The sequence below is a fragment of the Oceanobacillus neutriphilus genome, assembly GCF_014645515.1.
Taxonomy (GTDB): Bacteria; Bacillota; Bacilli; order Bacillales; family Amphibacillaceae; genus Oceanobacillus; species Oceanobacillus neutriphilus.
In genome coordinates this window covers 153,025-170,673 of sequence record NZ_BMLW01000005.1, presented here as the reverse complement: position 1 = coordinate 170,673, position 17,649 = coordinate 153,025, and the positions used below count along the sequence as shown (strand labels likewise).

Sequence of the window (17,649 nt, the reverse complement as noted above, 5' to 3'; positions counted from 1 at the left end):
TTCATTATGAACTGCTTAGGCTGCATTCTTTATTTTCTTCTTTAAATTTATAATCGAAAAACCAGGAATATAGATATAGTTTTATAAATTGTCCGTTGTGTAGTATAATTAACAATCAAAATATGAATTCTTAAAAAGGATAATAGAATTAATAAAGAATTGATTGTTATTCTTTACACAGGAATGAGGTATTCATGATATGAATATAACACAAAAAACAACGAAAGATAAGATACTTGATTATTTGAAGAAGGAAAGATCACTAACAGTCAGTGATCTAACTGATTTATTAGATATGACGCATATGGCCATAAGAAAACATCTTAATATATTAGAAAGAGATGGTTTAATTATAAGTAAAGAAGTGAAGCAGCCTGTTGGAAGACCATCACAAATGTATTCATTGACGGAAAGAGGGGAGAGACTCTTCCCTAAAAATTATGAGGGAATCAGTGTGGAGTTTCTTCACGATATTAAAGAGATGTATGGAGAAGAAGCTATTCGCACTCTTTTCAAGAGAAGAGAACAACGATTAACAAAAGAATATATTAAAAGAATTGAGCAAAAATCGAATCATGATAAAATAAATGAGCTTTCAAAAATTCAAACGGAAAAAGGGTATATGACCAATTTATCTCAAATAGATGAAAACTCGTATGAGCTAATTGAGTACAATTGTCCGATTCTGGCAGTAGCAAGTGACTTTAAAGCGGCCTGCACCTGTGAAACACAAATGTTTAAAAATGTATTAGAAACAGACAATGTAAAGAGAGTTTGCTGTAAGAGTGACGGGGATAATTATTGTAAGTTTATGGTTGATTTTAATAAAACACTCAGTCAGGCACATAAATAGAGAGGCTTCGGTATTTCTATACAGAACAGTTTTTGCTCAAAGAAAATCCCTTTCATTTTTAATTCAGCATAAAGATGAAAGGGATTTTCTTGTTAGATAAAAGGGGTAGCATCAGTATGTTTTTGTACAACATCAACATAGTAAATTAACTCATCAGACAATTTATTTATGCGTTCAATCACATTAGGATTTGTTACAATATAATTTGTATAATCCTTTTCTTCAATAAATACATATTTAGGAAGCACCCAGGCATGCATATAATGGAGAACCGGTTTTAAATGCTGCTCCGGAACCAAATAATGCTTCGCTGTACCAGCTGTTGTTACAATGCCGACAATTTTATTTCGAAAAGCATCCATAGGCAGTAAATCAAAAACATTTTTAAGTACTCCTGGAATAGACGCTTGAAAAACAGGGGCCCCAATTAAAAATCCATCTGCCTCCATGATTTTCTTTATTAATCTACTTGTATCTCCGGTGTATTCTTGAAATGGACGGCCATCGCTAAATACAATATTGTAATCTTTTAAATCAACCAATTCTATATCAATCTCAGCATATTCTTTTTGAATATAATGTAAAGCCTCTTCAACTGCAATTTTTGTCTTTGATCCGATAGTTGTACCTGAAATCCCAATTATTTTCATAGATCGGCCTCCCCTAAATCACCAATTATTAATTAAACATCGTAGCTATTGATAAAACCGTTTACTATCTGTTTATCCTGTCATGTCAATGTCTATATGTAATCAATGCTTTTCTAAACACCCTCTAATTATTGGCGAAAAATTCTTCAGCTTCCTGCAGATATTTCTCCTGACTGGGTGTCAAATCATATTCTTCCTCAATAGCAGATACTGGGCATACCGCTTTGCACGCTCCACAATCAATACAAATATCTGGATCAATATAAAATTGCTTCACACCTTCTTCGATACAGTCAACAGGGCAGACGCTGACACATTCACCTGATTTTTCACCTCTGCATGGATCAAGAATAACAAAAGCCATGGAATAACCTCCTAATTCGATATAACCTGTTTCTTTTTATTTCATTATTTTATATATCAAAATATAGCGAAAAGAATTTATAAATAAATTAAAACATTGCTGTGGAATGCTTTGGCTGAACTCTAGCCTTTGGATCAATATAACTTTTGGCATTATTTACAGCTGTCGGTCCTTCACCAAATCCTGTAGCAATTAATTTTACTTTTCCATCATAGGTGCAAATATCGCCGGCTGCGTAGATTCCGGGAATATTTGTTTCCATTTTAGAATTCACAACAATACTGTTTCGTTCAATTTCCAATCCCCAGTTTTTAATTGGACCAAGGCTCGATATAAAGCCATAATTACAAATAATATCATCTATCTCCAGTTCAATCAGTTCTTCTCCCTTGATTTCCTGTAAAATCAGTTTTTCAATTCGATCCTTTGCAATGATTGCTGTTGGGGCAAAAGGCGTAAGCTTTTCTACTGCAGATTCATGTAATTGATTGACACTATGTTCATGGGCACGGAATTGGTCTCTTCGATGGATCAATGTAACCTTCGCGGCAATCTTTTCTATCATTAGTGCCCAATCTACTGCGGAATCTCCACCGCCTAAAATAGCAACGTGTTTATCTTTATATTTGTTCATATCCTGGACATAGTAATGTAAGTTAGTACCTTCAAATGCCTCGCTATCGCCAACATTTAATCTTCTTGGTTGAAACGCACCATTGCCGGCTGTAATAATCAGTGTTTTAGTTAAATGTTCTTCTCCTGTATTTGAGATGAGCCGGAATGTATTGTCATCTAAACGTTCTATTGTTTCAATAGATTGTCCAAGCACAATTTCAGGATCAAACATTCTTGCTTGTTCTTCTAATTGATTGACAAGCTCCTGTGCCTGTATTTTCGGAAATCCAGCTACATCATAGATATATTTCTCCGGATAAAGCGCTGTTAACTGCCCTCCAATATGGGGCAGGCTTTCTATTATCTTCACGCTGGCTTGGCGCATCCCGCCGTAAAAGGCGGTAAATAATCCGGTTGGACCAGCTCCAATAATGGTTACGTCTAAAACTTTTTTCATAGAATACCTCTTTTCTTCAAACGCTATTTGGCTTTAAATTTTATTACATAACTTACATTTCAATTTAGGTCGATACACAGATAAAATATACATTGCGACATATGGTGAATCATTTCATAATTCCTTATTGAAAGAAGGGCAAATGTGATTTTTCACTTTGGATAATATAATCATCTTTTTAATTTCTATTATGTAAAAAAACTCCATATATCGCGAAGAATGATATTTTGTTATTACACTTTTTATACCTTAAAGTATAATAATAGTGAATTATAAAGTCAAGATACATAATTAATGCGATTAAGAACTGAAAAGTTAGCTTTAAAAATTAATAAAGTAATATATTTTTATACTTATAGGTTGAAAAAGTATATAAAATAATATAAACTGAAAATTGTTAAAAACTTTCGAGGAGGAGTTATACATGGCAAAATTTGAATTACCAGAATTACCTTATGCATATGATGCACTGGAACCAACTATCGATAAAGAAACAATGAACATTCACCACACGAAGCATCATAATACTTATGTTACAAAATTAAATGATGCATTAGAAGGGCACGAAGACCTTCAAAATAAATCTATTGATGAACTTGTAGCAGATTTGAATGCGGTTCCAGAAAGTATCCGTACAGCCGTACGCAATAATGGTGGCGGACACGCTAACCACAGCTTCTTCTGGAAGTTATTATCTCCAAATGGCGGAGGAGAACCAGCTGGGGAGCTGGCTGATAAAATCAACAGCAAATTCGGTTCTTTAGACAAATTTAAAGAAGAATTTGCAGCTGCAGCAGCAGGCCGCTTTGGTTCAGGATGGGCATGGCTGGTATTAAACAATGGTGAGCTTGAAATTACAAGTACACCAAACCAGGATTCTCCATTATCAGAAGGTAAAACACCATTATTAGGACTGGATGTATGGGAGCATGCATACTATCTTAACTATCAAAACAGACGTCCTGACTATATTTCAGCGTTTTGGAATGTAGTAAACTGGGATCAAGTAGCAAGTAATTATGAAGCTGCGAAATAAATAATAAGATAAAAGCTTGCAGAAAGTAATGTTTCTGCAAGCTTTTTCTAATTATAAATTATTTTGGAAGTGATTAAAAAAATAATTTGTTGATATTAAGAATAGTTAGTGTTTGTTTAGATAATATTCAATCAAACTTCTAGTTTTTGGATAATGGCTGAGAACACAAATTTATATATTCTACATTTGATTTTCTTATTTTTTCGACAGATAACTGATTAGCTATTATCATAAGAATCAAAATCAATTTATTCTTAAAACAATTGTTGATCTCCCAAGTTGAAATACTTATTCTTCATCAAATAAATAATCTCCCCACACTTTATCACTTGACTGTGAAATAGCAGGCATTTAATATGTATGCACTCGCAAAAACTATAAGTTAATATGAAGATATTAATTCATTTAGTAAAAGGAGTGATTTTATCATGGCCAATGTAACACGTGGTATTGATCATGTCGGAATTACAGTTCCAGATATTGAAGAAGCTACTACATTTTTCAAAAAAGCTTTTCACGCAAAAATTTCTTACGACAATAAGGAATTGGGTGATGAACCGCAGCAGGGAGAACATGTTGAAAAAACATTAGGTCTTAAAATAGGGGCAAAGGTTATTCATATCCGTATTCTTTCTTTTAATAATGGCTCCGGCTTAGAGCTTTTTAATTTTAAAAATACAAAACAAAGAGAGCCGGTTATTGCCTCTGACCTTGGAGTACAGCATTTTGCATTTTATGTTGATGATATCCAGCAAGCAGCTGAGTATTTTGTTGAAGCAGGCGGGGAACTATTAACAGAACCAGGCGAGCTATTAGGAGATGTAGAAAATGGAGCAGGGAAATTTGTTTATGGACGTGCTCCATGGGGCATGCTGATTGAGTTAATAAGCTATAATCCAAATAAATTAGATTACCCTGAATATAGTGAAGCAAAAAGATTTACACCGTAAAATGTATGTCTATGTCCATTTGTCATTTTAATCGTTGCTAAAGACATCTTAAGAAGCTTTTTAATGAAATTTTAATTTAAAATATTATAAAAGGTTATTACATCTTGCTTATCAAACCACAGAAAATATTTTAAAAATACCAGAAAGAGGGTGTAACAAATGAAAAATGTAAAATTCTTTACTCAAAAACAGGATGATGTTTACGCTCAAGCAGTTCGTATCGGTGATCGAGTTGAAATCTCAGGTCAGGGAGGATGGGATGATGCGTTTAATTTCCCATCTGATTTAAGAGATGAGATCAAACAGGCTTTTGAAAATGTGGCAAATATTCTTGGGAAAATGAATTCTGACTGGGATCATGTTATCCATGTTAATTCATATCATGTTGGTCTTGCAGGTCATCAGGATGAAATGAATGAAACAATGGGAGCGTTATTCAAAGAGTACATGCCAAATCATAAACCAGTATGGACTAATGTCGGCGTTACTGCATTAGGACATCCTAAAATGAGAGTTGAAGTACGGGTAACAGCAATCGACTGAAGTAAGAATCAAAACCACCAGTGTGAAGGTGGTTTTGATTTAAGAAATGACGAATGGTTTACTGATGAATCAGATAGCCGTACAAAACCATAATTTTTGTTGACTAATATTAAAACGGATAAAAGCCTCTCGCATGGACGCCAGACGCTCCATTTTATGATGTGGCTTTTTTCTTTTTCACAGGCGACTTGGTTTTGGCAGTTTTTTTGCCAGTCGTTTTGTTTTTTGGCTTTGTAGATTTTGGCTTATCACTTTTCGCCCGATTCAAAGATTCTTGGAGGGCATCCATAAGGTTCACCACATTATCTGGCTTCTCCTTATTCTCCTTGCCAACCTCAACTTCTTCGTTGTTTTTCTTAGCCTCAATCAATTCCATGAGTGCTGTTCGATAATCATCCTTATACTTTTCAGGCTCAAATTTTGTAGTCAATTGGTCAATAAGCAGCTTCGCAGTGTCTAATTCTTTTTGGCCGACCGCCTCTTGGTCCGGCACATTAGGAACATCACTAACAGCTCTAACTTCATCAGGATAGTGTATGGTCTCAACGACTATGGCTTCTTTATAAACACGTATAACTGCAAGCTGTTCCTTGGAGCGAATCATCATTTTTGCGATTCCTATTTTCCCGGAATCCGTTAATGCTTCCCTCAATAGTGCATATGCTTTTGAACCGCCATCATTAGGCGATAAGTAGTAGCTTTTTTCAAAATAAACAGGATCAATTTCCTCAAGTTGAACAAAATCAATTATTTCAACAGCTTTGTCTTCTTGTTCTTTCTTCAGTGCCTCAAGCTCTTCATCATCTAATATTACAAATTTATTTTTAGCATATTCATATGCTTTTACGATATCTTCACTTTTTACGTCTTCATCGCAATTTGGACAAGTCTTTTCGTATTTTATAGGTGTTTTACATTTTTTATGCAGCTGCCGCAATTTAATATCTTTATTTTCGGTTGCAGCATGCATCTTTACAGGGATGTTGACCAGACCAAAACTAATGGTTCCTTTCCACATTGTGTGCATTACCCGACACTCCTTTTTCATTTATTTTGCTGATTTGAATATTTTTTATTCAAATGTAGTAAATCAAATAAAAATAGACAACCTATTATTAGAGGTGATGATGTATGGACTGGATGAAACCAATAGAGATAAAAGACGTTCCCAAAGGCGATGAATGGCTTTATGAGGTTAAATATGATGGTTTTCGCTGCCAATTAAGAATATCCGGGAATAAAGAAATTGCTTTAATTAGTAAAAGCTGCCTTGATATCTCAAATAAATTTCCTGAGATTATCAAATGGTGTGAAGAAAATTATGATTACTTTAAAAATAAGCTGCCGATAAATATAGACGGTGAGCTTGTTATCTTAAATCATCGTTATCAAGCTAATTTTGCTCAAGTACAAACCCGTGGGAGAATGCGAAGCAGTAAAAGGATAGACGAGCAGTCAAAAAGGAGACCAGCAACATTAATGGCATTCGATATCACGGAAATAAAGGGGAGAAAGCTGCATCAAGATCATTTGCATTTGCGAAAAGAGGTGCTTTATCAATTTTTGCAGCCAATTTCCGATAACAAAATTTTAAAATATGTAGAAGTATTTACCTCTATTGAAGAGATCCAAAAAGTTGTTTCAGCATCTAAGTGTGAAGGAATCATTGCCAAGCGGAAAGATAGCACTTATCAAAAGGGAAAAAAACATCATGATTGGTTTAAGATAAAAAATTGGAGCGTGATTCAAGGGATATTAACAGAATATGATCCGAGCAATGGTTATTTTTTAGTAAATGTACTGGATAACAATAATCTGATAAAAATTGGTAAGTGCAAGAACGGACTGTCAAAAGATTCAGCAGAAACCGTGCAGAAGCTTTTTAGAACGCAAGGAAATCTTATTAAGGGAGTATATCATCTGCCGCCTGCTATAACAAGTTCCATTAATACATTGGATTTATTTGAAAAAGAATTAAGAGAACCAAATTTTAAGCGTATCGCACCCGATACCTCCTACACAGAATGTACACTGGATAATTTGCAGCTGAATATGGCTCAATTGCCAATAGAAGTCTCAAATACGAATAAGTACTTATGGCCTGATATTTACAGGAAGAAAGATCTCTTAATTTATATAAGAGAAATATCGCCCTGGATGCTTCCGTTTTTAAAACAAAAGGCTTTAACAATTATTCGCTGCCCGGACGGGATAGATAAAGATTCGTTTTTTCAAAAAAGTATTCCCGAATATGCACCGGAATTTTTATCTTCAGCTGACACCACAGATGACTATATAGTATGTAATAATGTAGAGGGATTAGTATGGTTAGCAAACCATGGCACAATCGAATACCATGTGCCATTTCAAAAAATGGGTAATACGACCCCTTCAGAAATAGTCTTCGATCTCGACCCGCCAAGTCAGGAATACTTTTTTCTTGCAGTAAAGGCAGCGAATTTACTGAAACAATTATTAGATGACTTAGAACTTATTTCTTTCGTAAAAACTTCAGGAAGGAAAGGCTTGCAAATTTACATTCCTATAAGAGAAGCAAGCATGACCTATGAAGAAACCTTTATATTTACTGAAGCTATTGCAAAAACTTTGGCGCGTTTATACCCAAATGATTTCACTATCGAAAGATTAAAGAAAAACAGAAAAGGACGTTTATACATTGACTATGTCCAGCACGCAAAAGACAAAACATTAATTGCTCCCTATTCTCCAAGAATTACAAGGGAAGGTACAGTCTCTACGCCACTTTATTGGCACGAAGTAAATAAAGATCTGGATCCGGCAGCATTCACAATTGGGAACGCTGTGGACAGAGTACGAGAAATAGGCTGCCCGTTTTCTGATTATCAATATGTAAGTGAAAATCAAAATATAGAAAAGGTGTTAAAGTATGTGAGGGCGTAAGGTGAAATATATGGAAGTTACCTCTTTAAAGCTTCGATGAAAAGAAGATACACTCATATTTGCCTTCAATTTTGAAAACGCTCGTATAATGATGCGTGATATTTTAATTACATTATCGATCTGTTAGGCCTGATCTTTCTTTTATTGCTAATTGTTTCAGCATGTCTCCGTGATTTCCTTGCAGCACACTGTAGATAACTCTCTTTGAGTCATGTTGTTACAGATTGTATCTGCTTAATTATAGCAGTTGTTACTTTTATAAAAAATCAGCAGACAGCGAATACGCAAACACACAATATGCAGAATTGTTTGTAAACAGAAATAAGGGGTATTAACTAAAGAAATAGTATATATAAATTAAAGTATAATTCCTAATTTATATATTCATTATGGAATTTTGTTCTAGAGAGGTGGTGAAATCCATGGGTCTCCCACAAATTCTTATTACAATAGTGCTTATAATATTAATTATTTACGGTTTAATTAGTATTTTTTCACCCAGAACAGCCTGGTGGTTATCATTAGGATGGCAATTAAAAAACTCTGAACCATCTCACGCCGCTTTAATAGCGAACCGGGTTGGCGGGGTTTTTATGGTTATTGTTGCGGCTATAATGATCTATTGGGTAGTCAATGGCATATTGTAAAGCATTCAAAAATTGTATCGAGAAGTGAAGGTACTTTGCTTTATAAGGATGCAAAAGGTTATATATACAGCAGAATTTTGGAGCATGCTGTATACAAAGGATTGATGCAAGAATATACCGGCTTATTCTAGCTGGATTATATACATTAACTTTGGAAGGGAAAGAAGAACAGTGAAGCTAAAATTGTCTTTAATTATTGGTCTTTTTGTGTTATCTTCAACGATACTAATATTGTTCTTTCATGTTCCGAATTTAAACGATATTACGTGGAAAACCTTTGTTACAGCCTCCATGGTCATAGCTATCACTCCCGGCGCAAATCAACTTTTATCATTAAGGAATGGCTATCATCGAGGGGTAAAAGTAGCGGTTAGTGCTGTAAGTGGCCGATTTAGTGCCTTTTTTTTAATGGTTACAGCGGTCGCCTTAGGCTTAGGTGCATTATTAGCTACATCATCGGTATTTTTTCAGATCGTAAAATGGGCTGGTGTAGTGTACCTAATCTATTTAGGTATACAAATGCTTCGGAAAAGTAGTGTGGTGAAAGATGGTGCGGAAATTCACTCCATTAAAAAAGCGATTAAACAAGAATTTATGGTAGCTATGTCTAATCCTAAAGCCTATATATTATTTGCCGTATTTTTACCACAGTTTATTAGTACTCAAGCTAGTAATATTCCTATATTAATCTTAATTACAGGTATTTCTTATATCTTTATTGAATTTTTTTGTGCCTGTATTTACGCATTTACTGGTTGGTTTCTTTCCAAGATGGTGGACTCTTTCAATGGAGATAAACGAATCAATCAATTATCTGGATTAACAATGATTGGGCTGGAAGCATGGCTTGCAACAGAGAAAATCCCGCAATAACCATTAATCATAGTAAAGAATAAGCAAAAGCAGCGAAGATAAAAAATAAAACTGTATTATACTAAATATCACTGGTATCCAGCTGCAGACCACAACTTAGGAAAATTATAAATGAGGCCAGCATTAGAGTATTTAAAGTAGTATGATGAATAACGAAAGGCTGGTTAAGTACTCAACTTAAAATCAAAGATTTCCAGGGGAATCAAAGTCTAAATTATAATATGAATTATTAAAATAGTATTTATGTCTTGAAAAATTATTTTGAAACTTTTACACTATAAAATAGAATATACGGAAAAGGAGGTGGAAAGAGATGTTAAATCTCACTGTTTTTACGCATGAATTTTGGACGGAATATCTGTTTTTAAATCGTGCAAAGTTTGTTGCTTCAGTTGTTAATGGGATACGTGTGTCCTTTTTTAACAACTTGATAGGGGAACAAAAACAGTGAAAACACCTCTTATCCATCATGATATAAATTTGGTTTAAGAAGAGCTTTTCATGCTCTTCTTTTTGCTTGCTAAATTTGAAATGAAGCTATGGGGAGTATATTTCCTCATGGCTTTTTTGTTGATTAAAAGGTCATACGTCATAAAACACAATTTTTAGAGTTGACAACACGATTTGAAAATATATTGTGACAAAAAGGTTGGTTTATATGACAAAAAATATTTCTAAAGAGATACCAAAAGAAAAAAGATTTTTAATCATGATTATTCTATTAACTGGAGTGTTCTTCACCCTTTTAAATGAAACACTTTTAAATTTAGCGATTCCTGTACTCGTACACGAGATGGATGCTGCACCTTCGACTGTCCAATGGGTGGTTACAGGATATATGTTGATCATGGGAGTATTTATTCCTGTGTCTTCTCTGATGATTCAGTGGTTTACAACAAGACAATTATTTATTGGATCTCTTGTTGTATTTTCTCTAGGAAGTCTTGTTTCTGGTTTAGCTGCTGCTTTGCCATATTTATTTATTGGGAGATTCTTTCAGGCTATGGGTACTGCTCTGTTACTTCCATTAATGATGCACACCTTGCTTATGCTCTATCCTGTGAAAAAAAGAGGTACGGTTATGGGATTTATTGGCTTAGTCATCATGGTTGCCCCAGCTGTAGGACCGCCACTCTCAGGAGTCATATTAGAGTTTTTGAACTGGAGATGGCTCTTTTTCATGATGCTGCCACTTATCTTGCCTGTATTGATTGCCTCCATATTCGTATTAGATAACGTGACAACTGTTACAAAGCCAAAAATAGATATTCTTTCTATTCTTCTTTCCATTATCGGGTTTGGCGGCATTGTTTTTGGACTTAGTTTTGCCGGTGACGAATCTGTAAGCTGGCTGCATCCAAGTGTATATATTTCACTTTGTGTTGGTCTTGTAAGTCTTTCAGGTTTTGTATGGAGACAATTAAAATCAGTGACGCCCATGCTTGAGATGCGGACGTTTAGACATCCTATGTTTTCATTGGCTTCTCTTCTCCTATTTATCGGCATGATGACACAATTTTCAACGATCATTTTACTTCCGTTCCTTTTCGAGACTGCACTTGGTATCAGTGCAGTTGCTGCCGGTCTTATTTTATTGCCGGGTGCTATTATAAATGGTGCTATCTCTCCATTTATAGGTCGGATATTTGATACATTCGGTCCGAGAATATTAGTGATACCAGGAATGATTTTGTTAGTGATTGGTTTACAATTATTCACCAAAGTAAACACTGCAACTTCGACACTTATGTTTATACTGCTCTACACGTTAGTGATGATTGCTATTGCCATGATTATCATGCCGGCACAGACAAATGGATTAAATCAGCTGCCTGCTAAATATTATTCACACGGTACTGCTATTTTCAATACATTACAGCAGATTGCAGGTGCGACTGGTATAGCCTTTTATGTAACAATAATGAATGCAGGGCAAAACCTTCACTTAAGGGGAGCGAACAGTTTTGGATTCGCCGTGGGGCAGGCAGATACAGTTGTTGCCGGGATACAGTTTGCTTTTAAAGTGGGTAGTTGTATTGCTTTAGCGGGTTTGATATTTTCACTATTTATAAGACGAGCTATACCGCTTAATGAGGAGTAAGTAATTAATTCGCAACAATAGTCTTTCTCCAGCGAGATAAAAGAAGCTATCTTCATTTCCATTTGAAGGTAGCTTCTTTTTGTGTTTATACCATTCCATAAATATCAAAAACATTTTGTCTTCATTCAAAAACATCTTTCGCTACACGCAAGAATTCCTTTACTGCAGGTGAAGCATTTTCAATAGATTGGCAGGCAAGTGTAACCTCACGTGTGTTTTTAATATTCAAGCTGTTGATTTTTATATTCTGCTGTGTCTTTAAAAATAATTCTGGACCAATCGTAATACCGAGCCCTTCCTGTACCATATTAGCGATCGTTGTACAATCATGTACTTCAAATCGGATAGGAGGTTTTATTTGTGCTTCTTCAAACAACTCTTCTACATGAGATTGATACATTCCTGTTGGCATAATAAAAGGCTGGTTTGCTAAATCATTCATATCTACTATTTCTTTTGAGCGGAAGGGGTGTTCCGGATGATAAGCCACTACCATATTGTCTTTTATCAAAGGAACCAAATCAAAATCTGTATGTGACTTTCCTTTTACAACAAAGCCGATGTCGATAATTCCTGAACGCAACCAATCGATAATTTCTTCATAGGTTCCTTCATAAAACGTAAATTCTATTTTAGGATGTTTTTTCTGAAACTTTGCGAGCAATTTTGGCAACAAACAGGAAGAAGCACTTGCAAAAGTACCGACACGAATCATTCCAGTTTCTAAATTGGCTGCTAATGCAACTTCCTGATGGATGCTTTCCATCCTTTTTAATATTTCTCTAATATGAGGAAGAACTTTTTGACCAGCCTCTGTAAGCGTAATTCCTCTTCTACGGTCACGGATTAACAAAGAAGCGCCCAATTCAGACTCCAGACTGGCTACAGCGTGGCTTACTGCTGATTGCGTCATATTTAGTTTTTCTGCAGTGGCTGTAAAGCTTCCCAGCTCAACTACCTTTGCAATGATTTCAAAGCGAACAATGCTCATGAGTTATTACTCATCTCCTTCATTAAAAAATCGAGTTTTACTTATGTTAACACGAGACTTACAATAAAAACAATGTTCAAAGAAGGGAGAAACTTACAAAATGAAAAACAGGAAGAATCAATTTACAATTATACTTTTAGCTTTGGGAGCATTTGTAACAGGAACAGGAGAGTTTGTTGTTTCTGGAATACTAGAACTGATTTCTTCTGATTTAGACGTGTCTATTTCAACAGCCGGTCAGTTGATTACGATTTATTCTCTATCTTATGCCATCGGAGCCTTGGTATTGGTCATGTTAACTTCTAAATTTGACCGTAAAAAAGTACTTTTATTTGCCATTTTTACGGTTATTCTAGGGAATCTGCTGGCATTTTTCAGCTATAACTTTATCGTTCTTATGGTAGCCAGAGTGATTCAGGCAATGAGTGGGGGGCTATTTATTGTTGTAGCTACCAACTATGCGGCTCAAATTGCAGCTCCTAAAAGAAAGGGAAGCGCCATGGCAACCGTTCTTACCGGATTTACAATTTCCTTGGTACTTGGCGTGCCAATAGGAACATTTTTAGCCGGTTATGTTGATTGGCATTACGTTTTTCTTATTATTGCACTTGGTACAGTTCTTCTGTTAGCAGGACTTTATAAGTTATTGCCAGCTATCAAAGGGAACCCATCACTGCCGTTTAAGCAACAGCTGCAAATTATTAAAGACAAGCGGGTTCTTACTGGATTAATGACCACGATTTTTTGGATCTTAGGATATACCATGGTGTTCGCGTACATCGCTCCATTATTAAGTAATACAGCTGGTTTTTCTATAAGAATGACAAGTATCGCCTTATTTGTTTTAGGCACCTTTGCTTTTATCGGATCACGTTTTGGAGGATATGCAGTAGACAAGTGGGGGCCAAATCGAACCATATCTTTAAGTTTATGTATTCATATTGCTGCTTTATTTGTACTGGCGTTCACCCAATACTCAACAGTAGGTGTATTTATCACCTTAGCTGTTTGGGGAGTAGCAACTTGGACAACAACACCGGCAAAACAGTTTTATTTAGTTTCCTTAAAGCCGCAATCATCTGAAACAGTACTCAGTTTTAATACTGCATTAATGAATGTGGGAATGATGTTTGGTTCTGCTTTAGGAGGAATTATTATTCAGTATATGGACATTGTGAATTTAAGCTGGATTGCCGGGTTGTTTGTGGTTGTTGCACTTATTTTTATTAGACGGTCTTTTTATTTAGATAAAACAATAAGAGACCAAGTTTCATTAAAATAATACGAATCAAATATAAACTTAGCTATCAATTCATTTTGAGATATCAGTCATTTCACAAAAATCTCTTGCCTTCAGGTTCACTTGAAGGTTTATACTCCAATCTATAGCTTTGATATACAAGCTAATACTAAGGAGGATGAATCTTCATGGAAAATATCCAAGACAAAGTAGTTATCATAACCGGTACCAGCAGCGGAATCGGGGAAAGTACAGCTAAATTACTGGCAAAGCACGGTGCCAAGGTAGTTTTAGGAGCCAGACGTGAAGAAAGGTTAAGTAGTATAAAACAGGCAATTGAAGAAGCAGGAGGCACAGCTTTTTACAAAATAACGGATGTTACTTCAAGGAAACAAGTGCAGGAATTAGCTCAGTTAGCTTTAGACGAATTTGGGACGATTGATGTTCTTATTAACAATGCAGGTATTATGCCAGTTTCTCCATTACATGCACGGAAAGTGGATGAATGGGATCAAATGATCGATATTAATATCAAAGGAGTTTTGTATGGTATATCCGCCGTTCTTCCAACTATGAGGGAGAATAAAAAAGGGCAGATTATTAATGTTGCTTCTGCGTTAGCGCATGTTGTCGTGGAGAATGCAGCAGTCTATGCTGGAACTAAATTTGCTGTGAAAGCTATTACAGAGGGGCTTAGACAGGAAGAATGTGAAAATAATATTCGTACCACGATTATTTCTCCTGGTGCAGTTCAATCAGAAATAACAAATGGAATAACCCATGCAGAAACAAAGGATGCTGTAAAAGGAATGGTGAGTAAAGTGTGGCTGCAGCCAGAGAGTATCGCAAAAGCCATTGCTTATTCTGTAAATGAACCGGCTGAAGTTTCTACGAATGAAATCATCGTCAGACCTACGATTCAAAAAGCTTTTTAATTTCTCCTGTTACTAAGTGGAAGTATCAAATGATTGTATCTTAGGCATGGATGGTCTAAGATACAATCAAAGAATATGACGCTAAAATGATAAATAAAGGGAGAAGATAGCATGACCTATACTATAAAAGAGGCAGCTGCAAAGGCAAAGCTTGCTCCGCATACTTTACGTTATTACGAAGAAGAGAAACTTTTACCTTATGTGAAGCGGGATACAAATGGTTATCGAATTTATAATGATGAAGATTTGTCATGGATTGAAGTGATTTCCTGCTTACGTGACACAAATGTTTCCATCGCTGACTTGAAAGAAATGATGAACTTATCAAAAGGAGATAAAGAGGTCTTATCCGAACGGATTGATATTTTAGAAGCACACCAGAAAAAGCTTCAGGAGCAACAGAAAGAATTAAAGAAAACAGAGGAAATGGTAGCCATTAAAATTAACCATTTAAAACAGCTTGAGAATATGGATCTCACAAGTTTAAATAAACAAAAACTTTGTTAGTTATTTTAAAGTGGAAGGGGTATATTATTTGGAAAATATAGTATTTCGTAAAGCAATGGAAAAAGATCTACCCCAAATTTTAGATTTGCAGACAAAAATATTTAATGGGGAACAAAAAATACCCTCAGAAGCCATATCAGAATTTTTGGCAAAAAAACCACAATGTTGGTGTGCTGTGTTCAATGATATGGTTATAGGTGCTGTTGCTGCATGGGAAGAGGATAATGTTGTACACTGGGGGTGATTTGTTACAGATCCTGATTACAGAGGAAATCGTATTGGCAGTAGAATAGCACAATTATCCTTTGATGATTTGTTTACCCATGGAATCGATGAAATCTACATGGAGGCAAGAGAAGTAACGGCAAATATAGTATGTAAAATGGGCGGGGAGATAGTCGGTGAGCCTCAGTCATTCTATGTTGGAACAGTTACCCCAGTAATTCTGCGGAAAAAGAACTATCGCCGTTAAATTTCAATTTGTATTCACAACTAGCTATTTAATACAAATAATTTTATGCAGTTCAAACTTAGACAAGTTGACTGCATTTTTTGTGTTTTATCTGCAAAATATATTTTCCTGTGATGTTAATGCAAAAGGTAAATAATCTTACCAGACAAAAATCACAACTTAGCACAACTAAAAAGTGAACATTAGCGTATTTAAAGTGGTTTGGGGGACAGGTATTAGTTTCAAAAAACTCTATTCGGGGTATTGCTATCCAGATAAACGAATGAAAGAGAGAATCGAAATGACACTTACAAAATTTAAATCTATCTTCAACAAAATTAGTATCCTTGCTAGTCTACTAGTACTAACAGGCACCATTGTTTTACTTTGGCGTTCCTTTTCTGCTAGTGGATATGGTACCTATTCAGGGCAGATCGCATTTTATTTGCTTACATTCCCTTTAGCATTATTCATTTTAGGTGTAGCGGCTTTTATTATTTTCCTCCTTCTTATTTGGAAGAAATCCGCATTATTTTTAAAAATAATTTGGGCGGTCGTCTGTATTTCATTTTTAGGAATAGCACTTCTTTCCGGGCTTCAAAACCAACATTATGCAGGCCGCATTGACACAGAAACGGCGTTTATGGATAACTATACATTCAATTTTTCTGGTACAGATACGCATTCCGATTTAGAAGAAGATGTTGTTTATAAAACTTCGGAAGATGAAAATTTATTACTGGATGTATGGGATACGAAGGTTAATAATAAACAGCGTCCTGTTATCGTAAATATTCATGGCGGCGGATGGAGCGGTGGAGATAAAAGTGAGGTTTCCTCATGGAGTAAGTGGTTTAATTCGAAAGGGTATGTTGTATTTAATATAGAATACAGTCAAAATGGGCCCGGCATGTGGCAAACACAAATTTCAGATACACATGCAGCGTTAGACTGGATTGTCGAACATGCAGATGAGTATCAGCTAGATGTAGACAGAATTAATTTAATCGGATCTTCTGCCGGGGGCCATCTCGCATTATTAACGGGGTATACGGAATTAAAGGGAAACAGCCTTATTCCCAGAGAAACGGATTCTGATTCCACAGTGGAGATAAATTCTATTATTAATCTATATGGGCCATCGGATTTATTACGACTCTATGATGAAAATAGCAGTAAAGAATTTGTTCATCCGCTGCTTGAACAACTCTTGGATGAGCCGCCGAAAACAGAAGAAATCAAACAGCGTTATCAGCAAATGTCTCCTGTTCAGTATGTAAATGAAACGTCTGCACCAACCATTTCTTTTGTCGGTCAAAAAGACAAAGTGGTTCCTGAAGAACAGATCGAGATATTGCATGAAAAACTTGATGAAAATAAGGTAGACAATCAAGCTTACTATTTTCCATTTTCTGATCATAGTTATGACACTAACTGGAAGGGTATAGCTACGCAAGCAACAAAACAAAAAATAGAAGAATTTTTAAATAAATATAACTAGTATTTATTGGGAA

The 17,649-nt window shown here is 35.4% G+C and carries 20 protein-coding genes; 15 read left to right on the top strand and 5 right to left on the bottom strand.

What is annotated here, in order from left to right; genetic code table 11:
* Nucleotides 1-199 precede the first annotated feature (199 nt).
* A complete protein-coding gene (locus IEX29_RS09865; RefSeq protein ID WP_188734287.1) occupies nucleotides 200-853 on the top strand; it encodes a helix-turn-helix transcriptional regulator in 654 nt (217 codons plus the stop codon).
* Between the two features lie 92 nt (nucleotides 854-945).
* Here the strand turns inward: IEX29_RS09865 and IEX29_RS09860 are convergent, their stop codons facing one another.
* From IEX29_RS09860 to IEX29_RS09850, 3 genes are all read right to left on the bottom strand, one after another.
* Nucleotides 946-1,503, bottom strand: coding sequence for an NADPH-dependent FMN reductase (locus IEX29_RS09860; protein WP_188734286.1), 558 nt, complete (start codon nucleotides 1,501-1,503; stop codon nucleotides 946-948).
* A 124-nt stretch (nucleotides 1,504-1,627) separates the two neighbouring features.
* A complete protein-coding gene (locus IEX29_RS09855; protein ID WP_188734285.1) occupies nucleotides 1,628-1,867 on the bottom strand; it encodes a ferredoxin family protein in 240 nt (79 codons plus the stop codon).
* 88 nt (nucleotides 1,868-1,955) lie between these two features.
* Nucleotides 1,956-2,939, bottom strand: coding sequence for an NAD(P)/FAD-dependent oxidoreductase (locus IEX29_RS09850; RefSeq protein ID WP_188734284.1), 984 nt, complete (start codon nucleotides 2,937-2,939; stop codon nucleotides 1,956-1,958).
* Nucleotides 2,940-3,363: 424 nt separating this feature from the next.
* Between IEX29_RS09850 and sodA the strand changes: the two genes are divergently transcribed.
* From sodA to IEX29_RS09835, 3 genes are all read left to right on the top strand, one after another.
* Nucleotides 3,364-3,975, top strand: coding sequence for a superoxide dismutase SodA (sodA, locus tag IEX29_RS09845; protein WP_188734283.1), 612 nt, complete (start codon nucleotides 3,364-3,366; stop codon nucleotides 3,973-3,975).
* Between the two features lie 428 nt (nucleotides 3,976-4,403).
* Nucleotides 4,404-4,925, top strand: a complete 522-nt coding sequence (locus IEX29_RS09840) for a VOC family protein (RefSeq protein WP_188734282.1) — start codon at nucleotides 4,404-4,406, stop codon at nucleotides 4,923-4,925.
* 159 nt (nucleotides 4,926-5,084) lie between these two features.
* Nucleotides 5,085-5,468, top strand: coding sequence for a Rid family hydrolase (locus IEX29_RS09835; RefSeq protein ID WP_188734281.1), 384 nt, complete (start codon nucleotides 5,085-5,087; stop codon nucleotides 5,466-5,468).
* A gap of 154 nt (nucleotides 5,469-5,622) precedes the next feature.
* Here IEX29_RS09835 and ku read toward each other — a convergent pair whose 3' ends face one another.
* Nucleotides 5,623-6,495, bottom strand: a complete 873-nt coding sequence (gene ku / locus IEX29_RS09830; protein WP_188734280.1) for a non-homologous end joining protein Ku — start codon at nucleotides 6,493-6,495, stop codon at nucleotides 5,623-5,625.
* 104 nt (nucleotides 6,496-6,599) lie between these two features.
* On the opposite strand from ku, the gene IEX29_RS09825 reads away from it, so the two are divergent.
* From IEX29_RS09825 to IEX29_RS09810, 5 genes are all read left to right on the top strand, one after another.
* Nucleotides 6,600-8,390, top strand: a complete 1,791-nt coding sequence (locus tag IEX29_RS09825) for a DNA ligase D (protein WP_188734279.1) — start codon at nucleotides 6,600-6,602, stop codon at nucleotides 8,388-8,390.
* A gap of 422 nt (nucleotides 8,391-8,812) precedes the next feature.
* Entirely contained in the window at nucleotides 8,813-9,037 is a 225-nt protein-coding gene (locus IEX29_RS09820) for a DUF6199 family natural product biosynthesis protein (protein ID WP_188734278.1), read from the top strand.
* Between the two features lie 183 nt (nucleotides 9,038-9,220).
* Complete coding sequence (locus IEX29_RS09815) at nucleotides 9,221-9,910, top strand: LysE family translocator (RefSeq protein WP_229720157.1); 690 nt, start codon at nucleotides 9,221-9,223, stop codon at nucleotides 9,908-9,910.
* A 313-nt stretch (nucleotides 9,911-10,223) separates the two neighbouring features.
* On the top strand, nucleotides 10,224-10,361 hold the full coding sequence (locus tag IEX29_RS27120; RefSeq protein ID WP_308423638.1) for an RAxF-45 family protein: 138 nt from the start codon (nucleotides 10,224-10,226) through the stop codon (nucleotides 10,359-10,361).
* A gap of 207 nt (nucleotides 10,362-10,568) precedes the next feature.
* Complete coding sequence (locus IEX29_RS09810) at nucleotides 10,569-12,011, top strand: MDR family MFS transporter (RefSeq protein ID WP_188734276.1); 1,443 nt, start codon at nucleotides 10,569-10,571, stop codon at nucleotides 12,009-12,011.
* Between the two features lie 121 nt (nucleotides 12,012-12,132).
* Here IEX29_RS09810 and IEX29_RS09805 read toward each other — a convergent pair whose 3' ends face one another.
* On the bottom strand, nucleotides 12,133-13,002 hold the full coding sequence (locus tag IEX29_RS09805; protein ID WP_188734275.1) for a LysR family transcriptional regulator: 870 nt from the start codon (nucleotides 13,000-13,002) through the stop codon (nucleotides 12,133-12,135).
* Between the two features lie 100 nt (nucleotides 13,003-13,102).
* Between IEX29_RS09805 and IEX29_RS09800 the strand changes: the two genes are divergently transcribed.
* From IEX29_RS09800 to IEX29_RS09780, 6 genes are all read left to right on the top strand, one after another.
* Nucleotides 13,103-14,284 (top strand): MFS transporter, encoded by a 1,182-nt coding sequence (locus IEX29_RS09800; RefSeq protein ID WP_188734274.1) that lies wholly within the window; start codon nucleotides 13,103-13,105, stop codon nucleotides 14,282-14,284.
* 146 nt (nucleotides 14,285-14,430) lie between these two features.
* Entirely contained in the window at nucleotides 14,431-15,177 is a 747-nt protein-coding gene (locus IEX29_RS09795; RefSeq protein ID WP_188734273.1) for an SDR family oxidoreductase, read from the top strand.
* Between the two features lie 111 nt (nucleotides 15,178-15,288).
* Nucleotides 15,289-15,684, top strand: coding sequence for a MerR family transcriptional regulator (locus tag IEX29_RS09790; RefSeq protein ID WP_188734272.1), 396 nt, complete (start codon nucleotides 15,289-15,291; stop codon nucleotides 15,682-15,684).
* 28 nt (nucleotides 15,685-15,712) lie between these two features.
* Nucleotides 15,713-15,928: a hypothetical protein gene (locus IEX29_RS09785; RefSeq protein WP_188734271.1), complete on the top strand. Its 216-nt coding sequence runs from the start codon at nucleotides 15,713-15,715 to the stop codon at nucleotides 15,926-15,928.
* 99 nt (nucleotides 15,929-16,027) lie between these two features.
* Entirely contained in the window at nucleotides 16,028-16,156 is a 129-nt protein-coding gene (locus IEX29_RS26995) for a hypothetical protein (RefSeq protein WP_268239037.1), read from the top strand.
* Nucleotides 16,157-16,436: 280 nt separating this feature from the next.
* Nucleotides 16,437-17,636, top strand: a complete 1,200-nt coding sequence (locus tag IEX29_RS09780) for an alpha/beta hydrolase fold domain-containing protein (protein ID WP_188734270.1) — start codon at nucleotides 16,437-16,439, stop codon at nucleotides 17,634-17,636.
* Nucleotides 17,637-17,649 lie beyond the last annotated feature (13 nt).

Excerpts from the sequence above, each read along its gene's own strand:
- IEX29_RS09865 (WP_188734287.1), top strand. The coding sequence starts at position 200 with ATGAATATAACACAAAAAACAACGAAAGATAAGATACTTGATTATTTG.
- IEX29_RS09860 (WP_188734286.1), bottom strand. The coding sequence starts at position 1,503 with ATGAAAATAATTGGGATTTCAGGTACAACTATCGGATCAAAGACAAAA.
- IEX29_RS09855 (WP_188734285.1), bottom strand. The coding sequence starts at position 1,867 with ATGGCTTTTGTTATTCTTGATCCATGCAGAGGTGAAAAATCAGGTGAA.
- IEX29_RS09850 (WP_188734284.1), bottom strand. The coding sequence starts at position 2,939 with ATGAAAAAAGTTTTAGACGTAACCATTATTGGAGCTGGTCCAACCGGA.
- sodA (WP_188734283.1), top strand. The coding sequence starts at position 3,364 with ATGGCAAAATTTGAATTACCAGAATTACCTTATGCATATGATGCACTG.
- IEX29_RS09840 (WP_188734282.1), top strand. The coding sequence starts at position 4,404 with ATGGCCAATGTAACACGTGGTATTGATCATGTCGGAATTACAGTTCCA.
- IEX29_RS09835 (WP_188734281.1), top strand. The coding sequence starts at position 5,085 with ATGAAAAATGTAAAATTCTTTACTCAAAAACAGGATGATGTTTACGCT.
- ku (WP_188734280.1), bottom strand. The coding sequence starts at position 6,495 with ATGCACACAATGTGGAAAGGAACCATTAGTTTTGGTCTGGTCAACATC.
- IEX29_RS09825 (WP_188734279.1), top strand. The coding sequence starts at position 6,600 with ATGGACTGGATGAAACCAATAGAGATAAAAGACGTTCCCAAAGGCGAT.
- IEX29_RS09820 (WP_188734278.1), top strand. The coding sequence starts at position 8,813 with ATGGGTCTCCCACAAATTCTTATTACAATAGTGCTTATAATATTAATT.
- IEX29_RS27120 (WP_308423638.1), top strand. The coding sequence starts at position 10,224 with ATGTTAAATCTCACTGTTTTTACGCATGAATTTTGGACGGAATATCTG.
- IEX29_RS09810 (WP_188734276.1), top strand. The coding sequence starts at position 10,569 with ATGACAAAAAATATTTCTAAAGAGATACCAAAAGAAAAAAGATTTTTA.
- IEX29_RS09805 (WP_188734275.1), bottom strand. The coding sequence starts at position 13,002 with ATGAGCATTGTTCGCTTTGAAATCATTGCAAAGGTAGTTGAGCTGGGA.
- IEX29_RS09800 (WP_188734274.1), top strand. The coding sequence starts at position 13,103 with ATGAAAAACAGGAAGAATCAATTTACAATTATACTTTTAGCTTTGGGA.
- IEX29_RS09795 (WP_188734273.1), top strand. The coding sequence starts at position 14,431 with ATGGAAAATATCCAAGACAAAGTAGTTATCATAACCGGTACCAGCAGC.
- IEX29_RS09790 (WP_188734272.1), top strand. The coding sequence starts at position 15,289 with ATGACCTATACTATAAAAGAGGCAGCTGCAAAGGCAAAGCTTGCTCCG.
- IEX29_RS26995 (WP_268239037.1), top strand. The coding sequence starts at position 16,028 with ATGGAGGCAAGAGAAGTAACGGCAAATATAGTATGTAAAATGGGCGGG.
- IEX29_RS09780 (WP_188734270.1), top strand. The coding sequence starts at position 16,437 with ATGACACTTACAAAATTTAAATCTATCTTCAACAAAATTAGTATCCTT.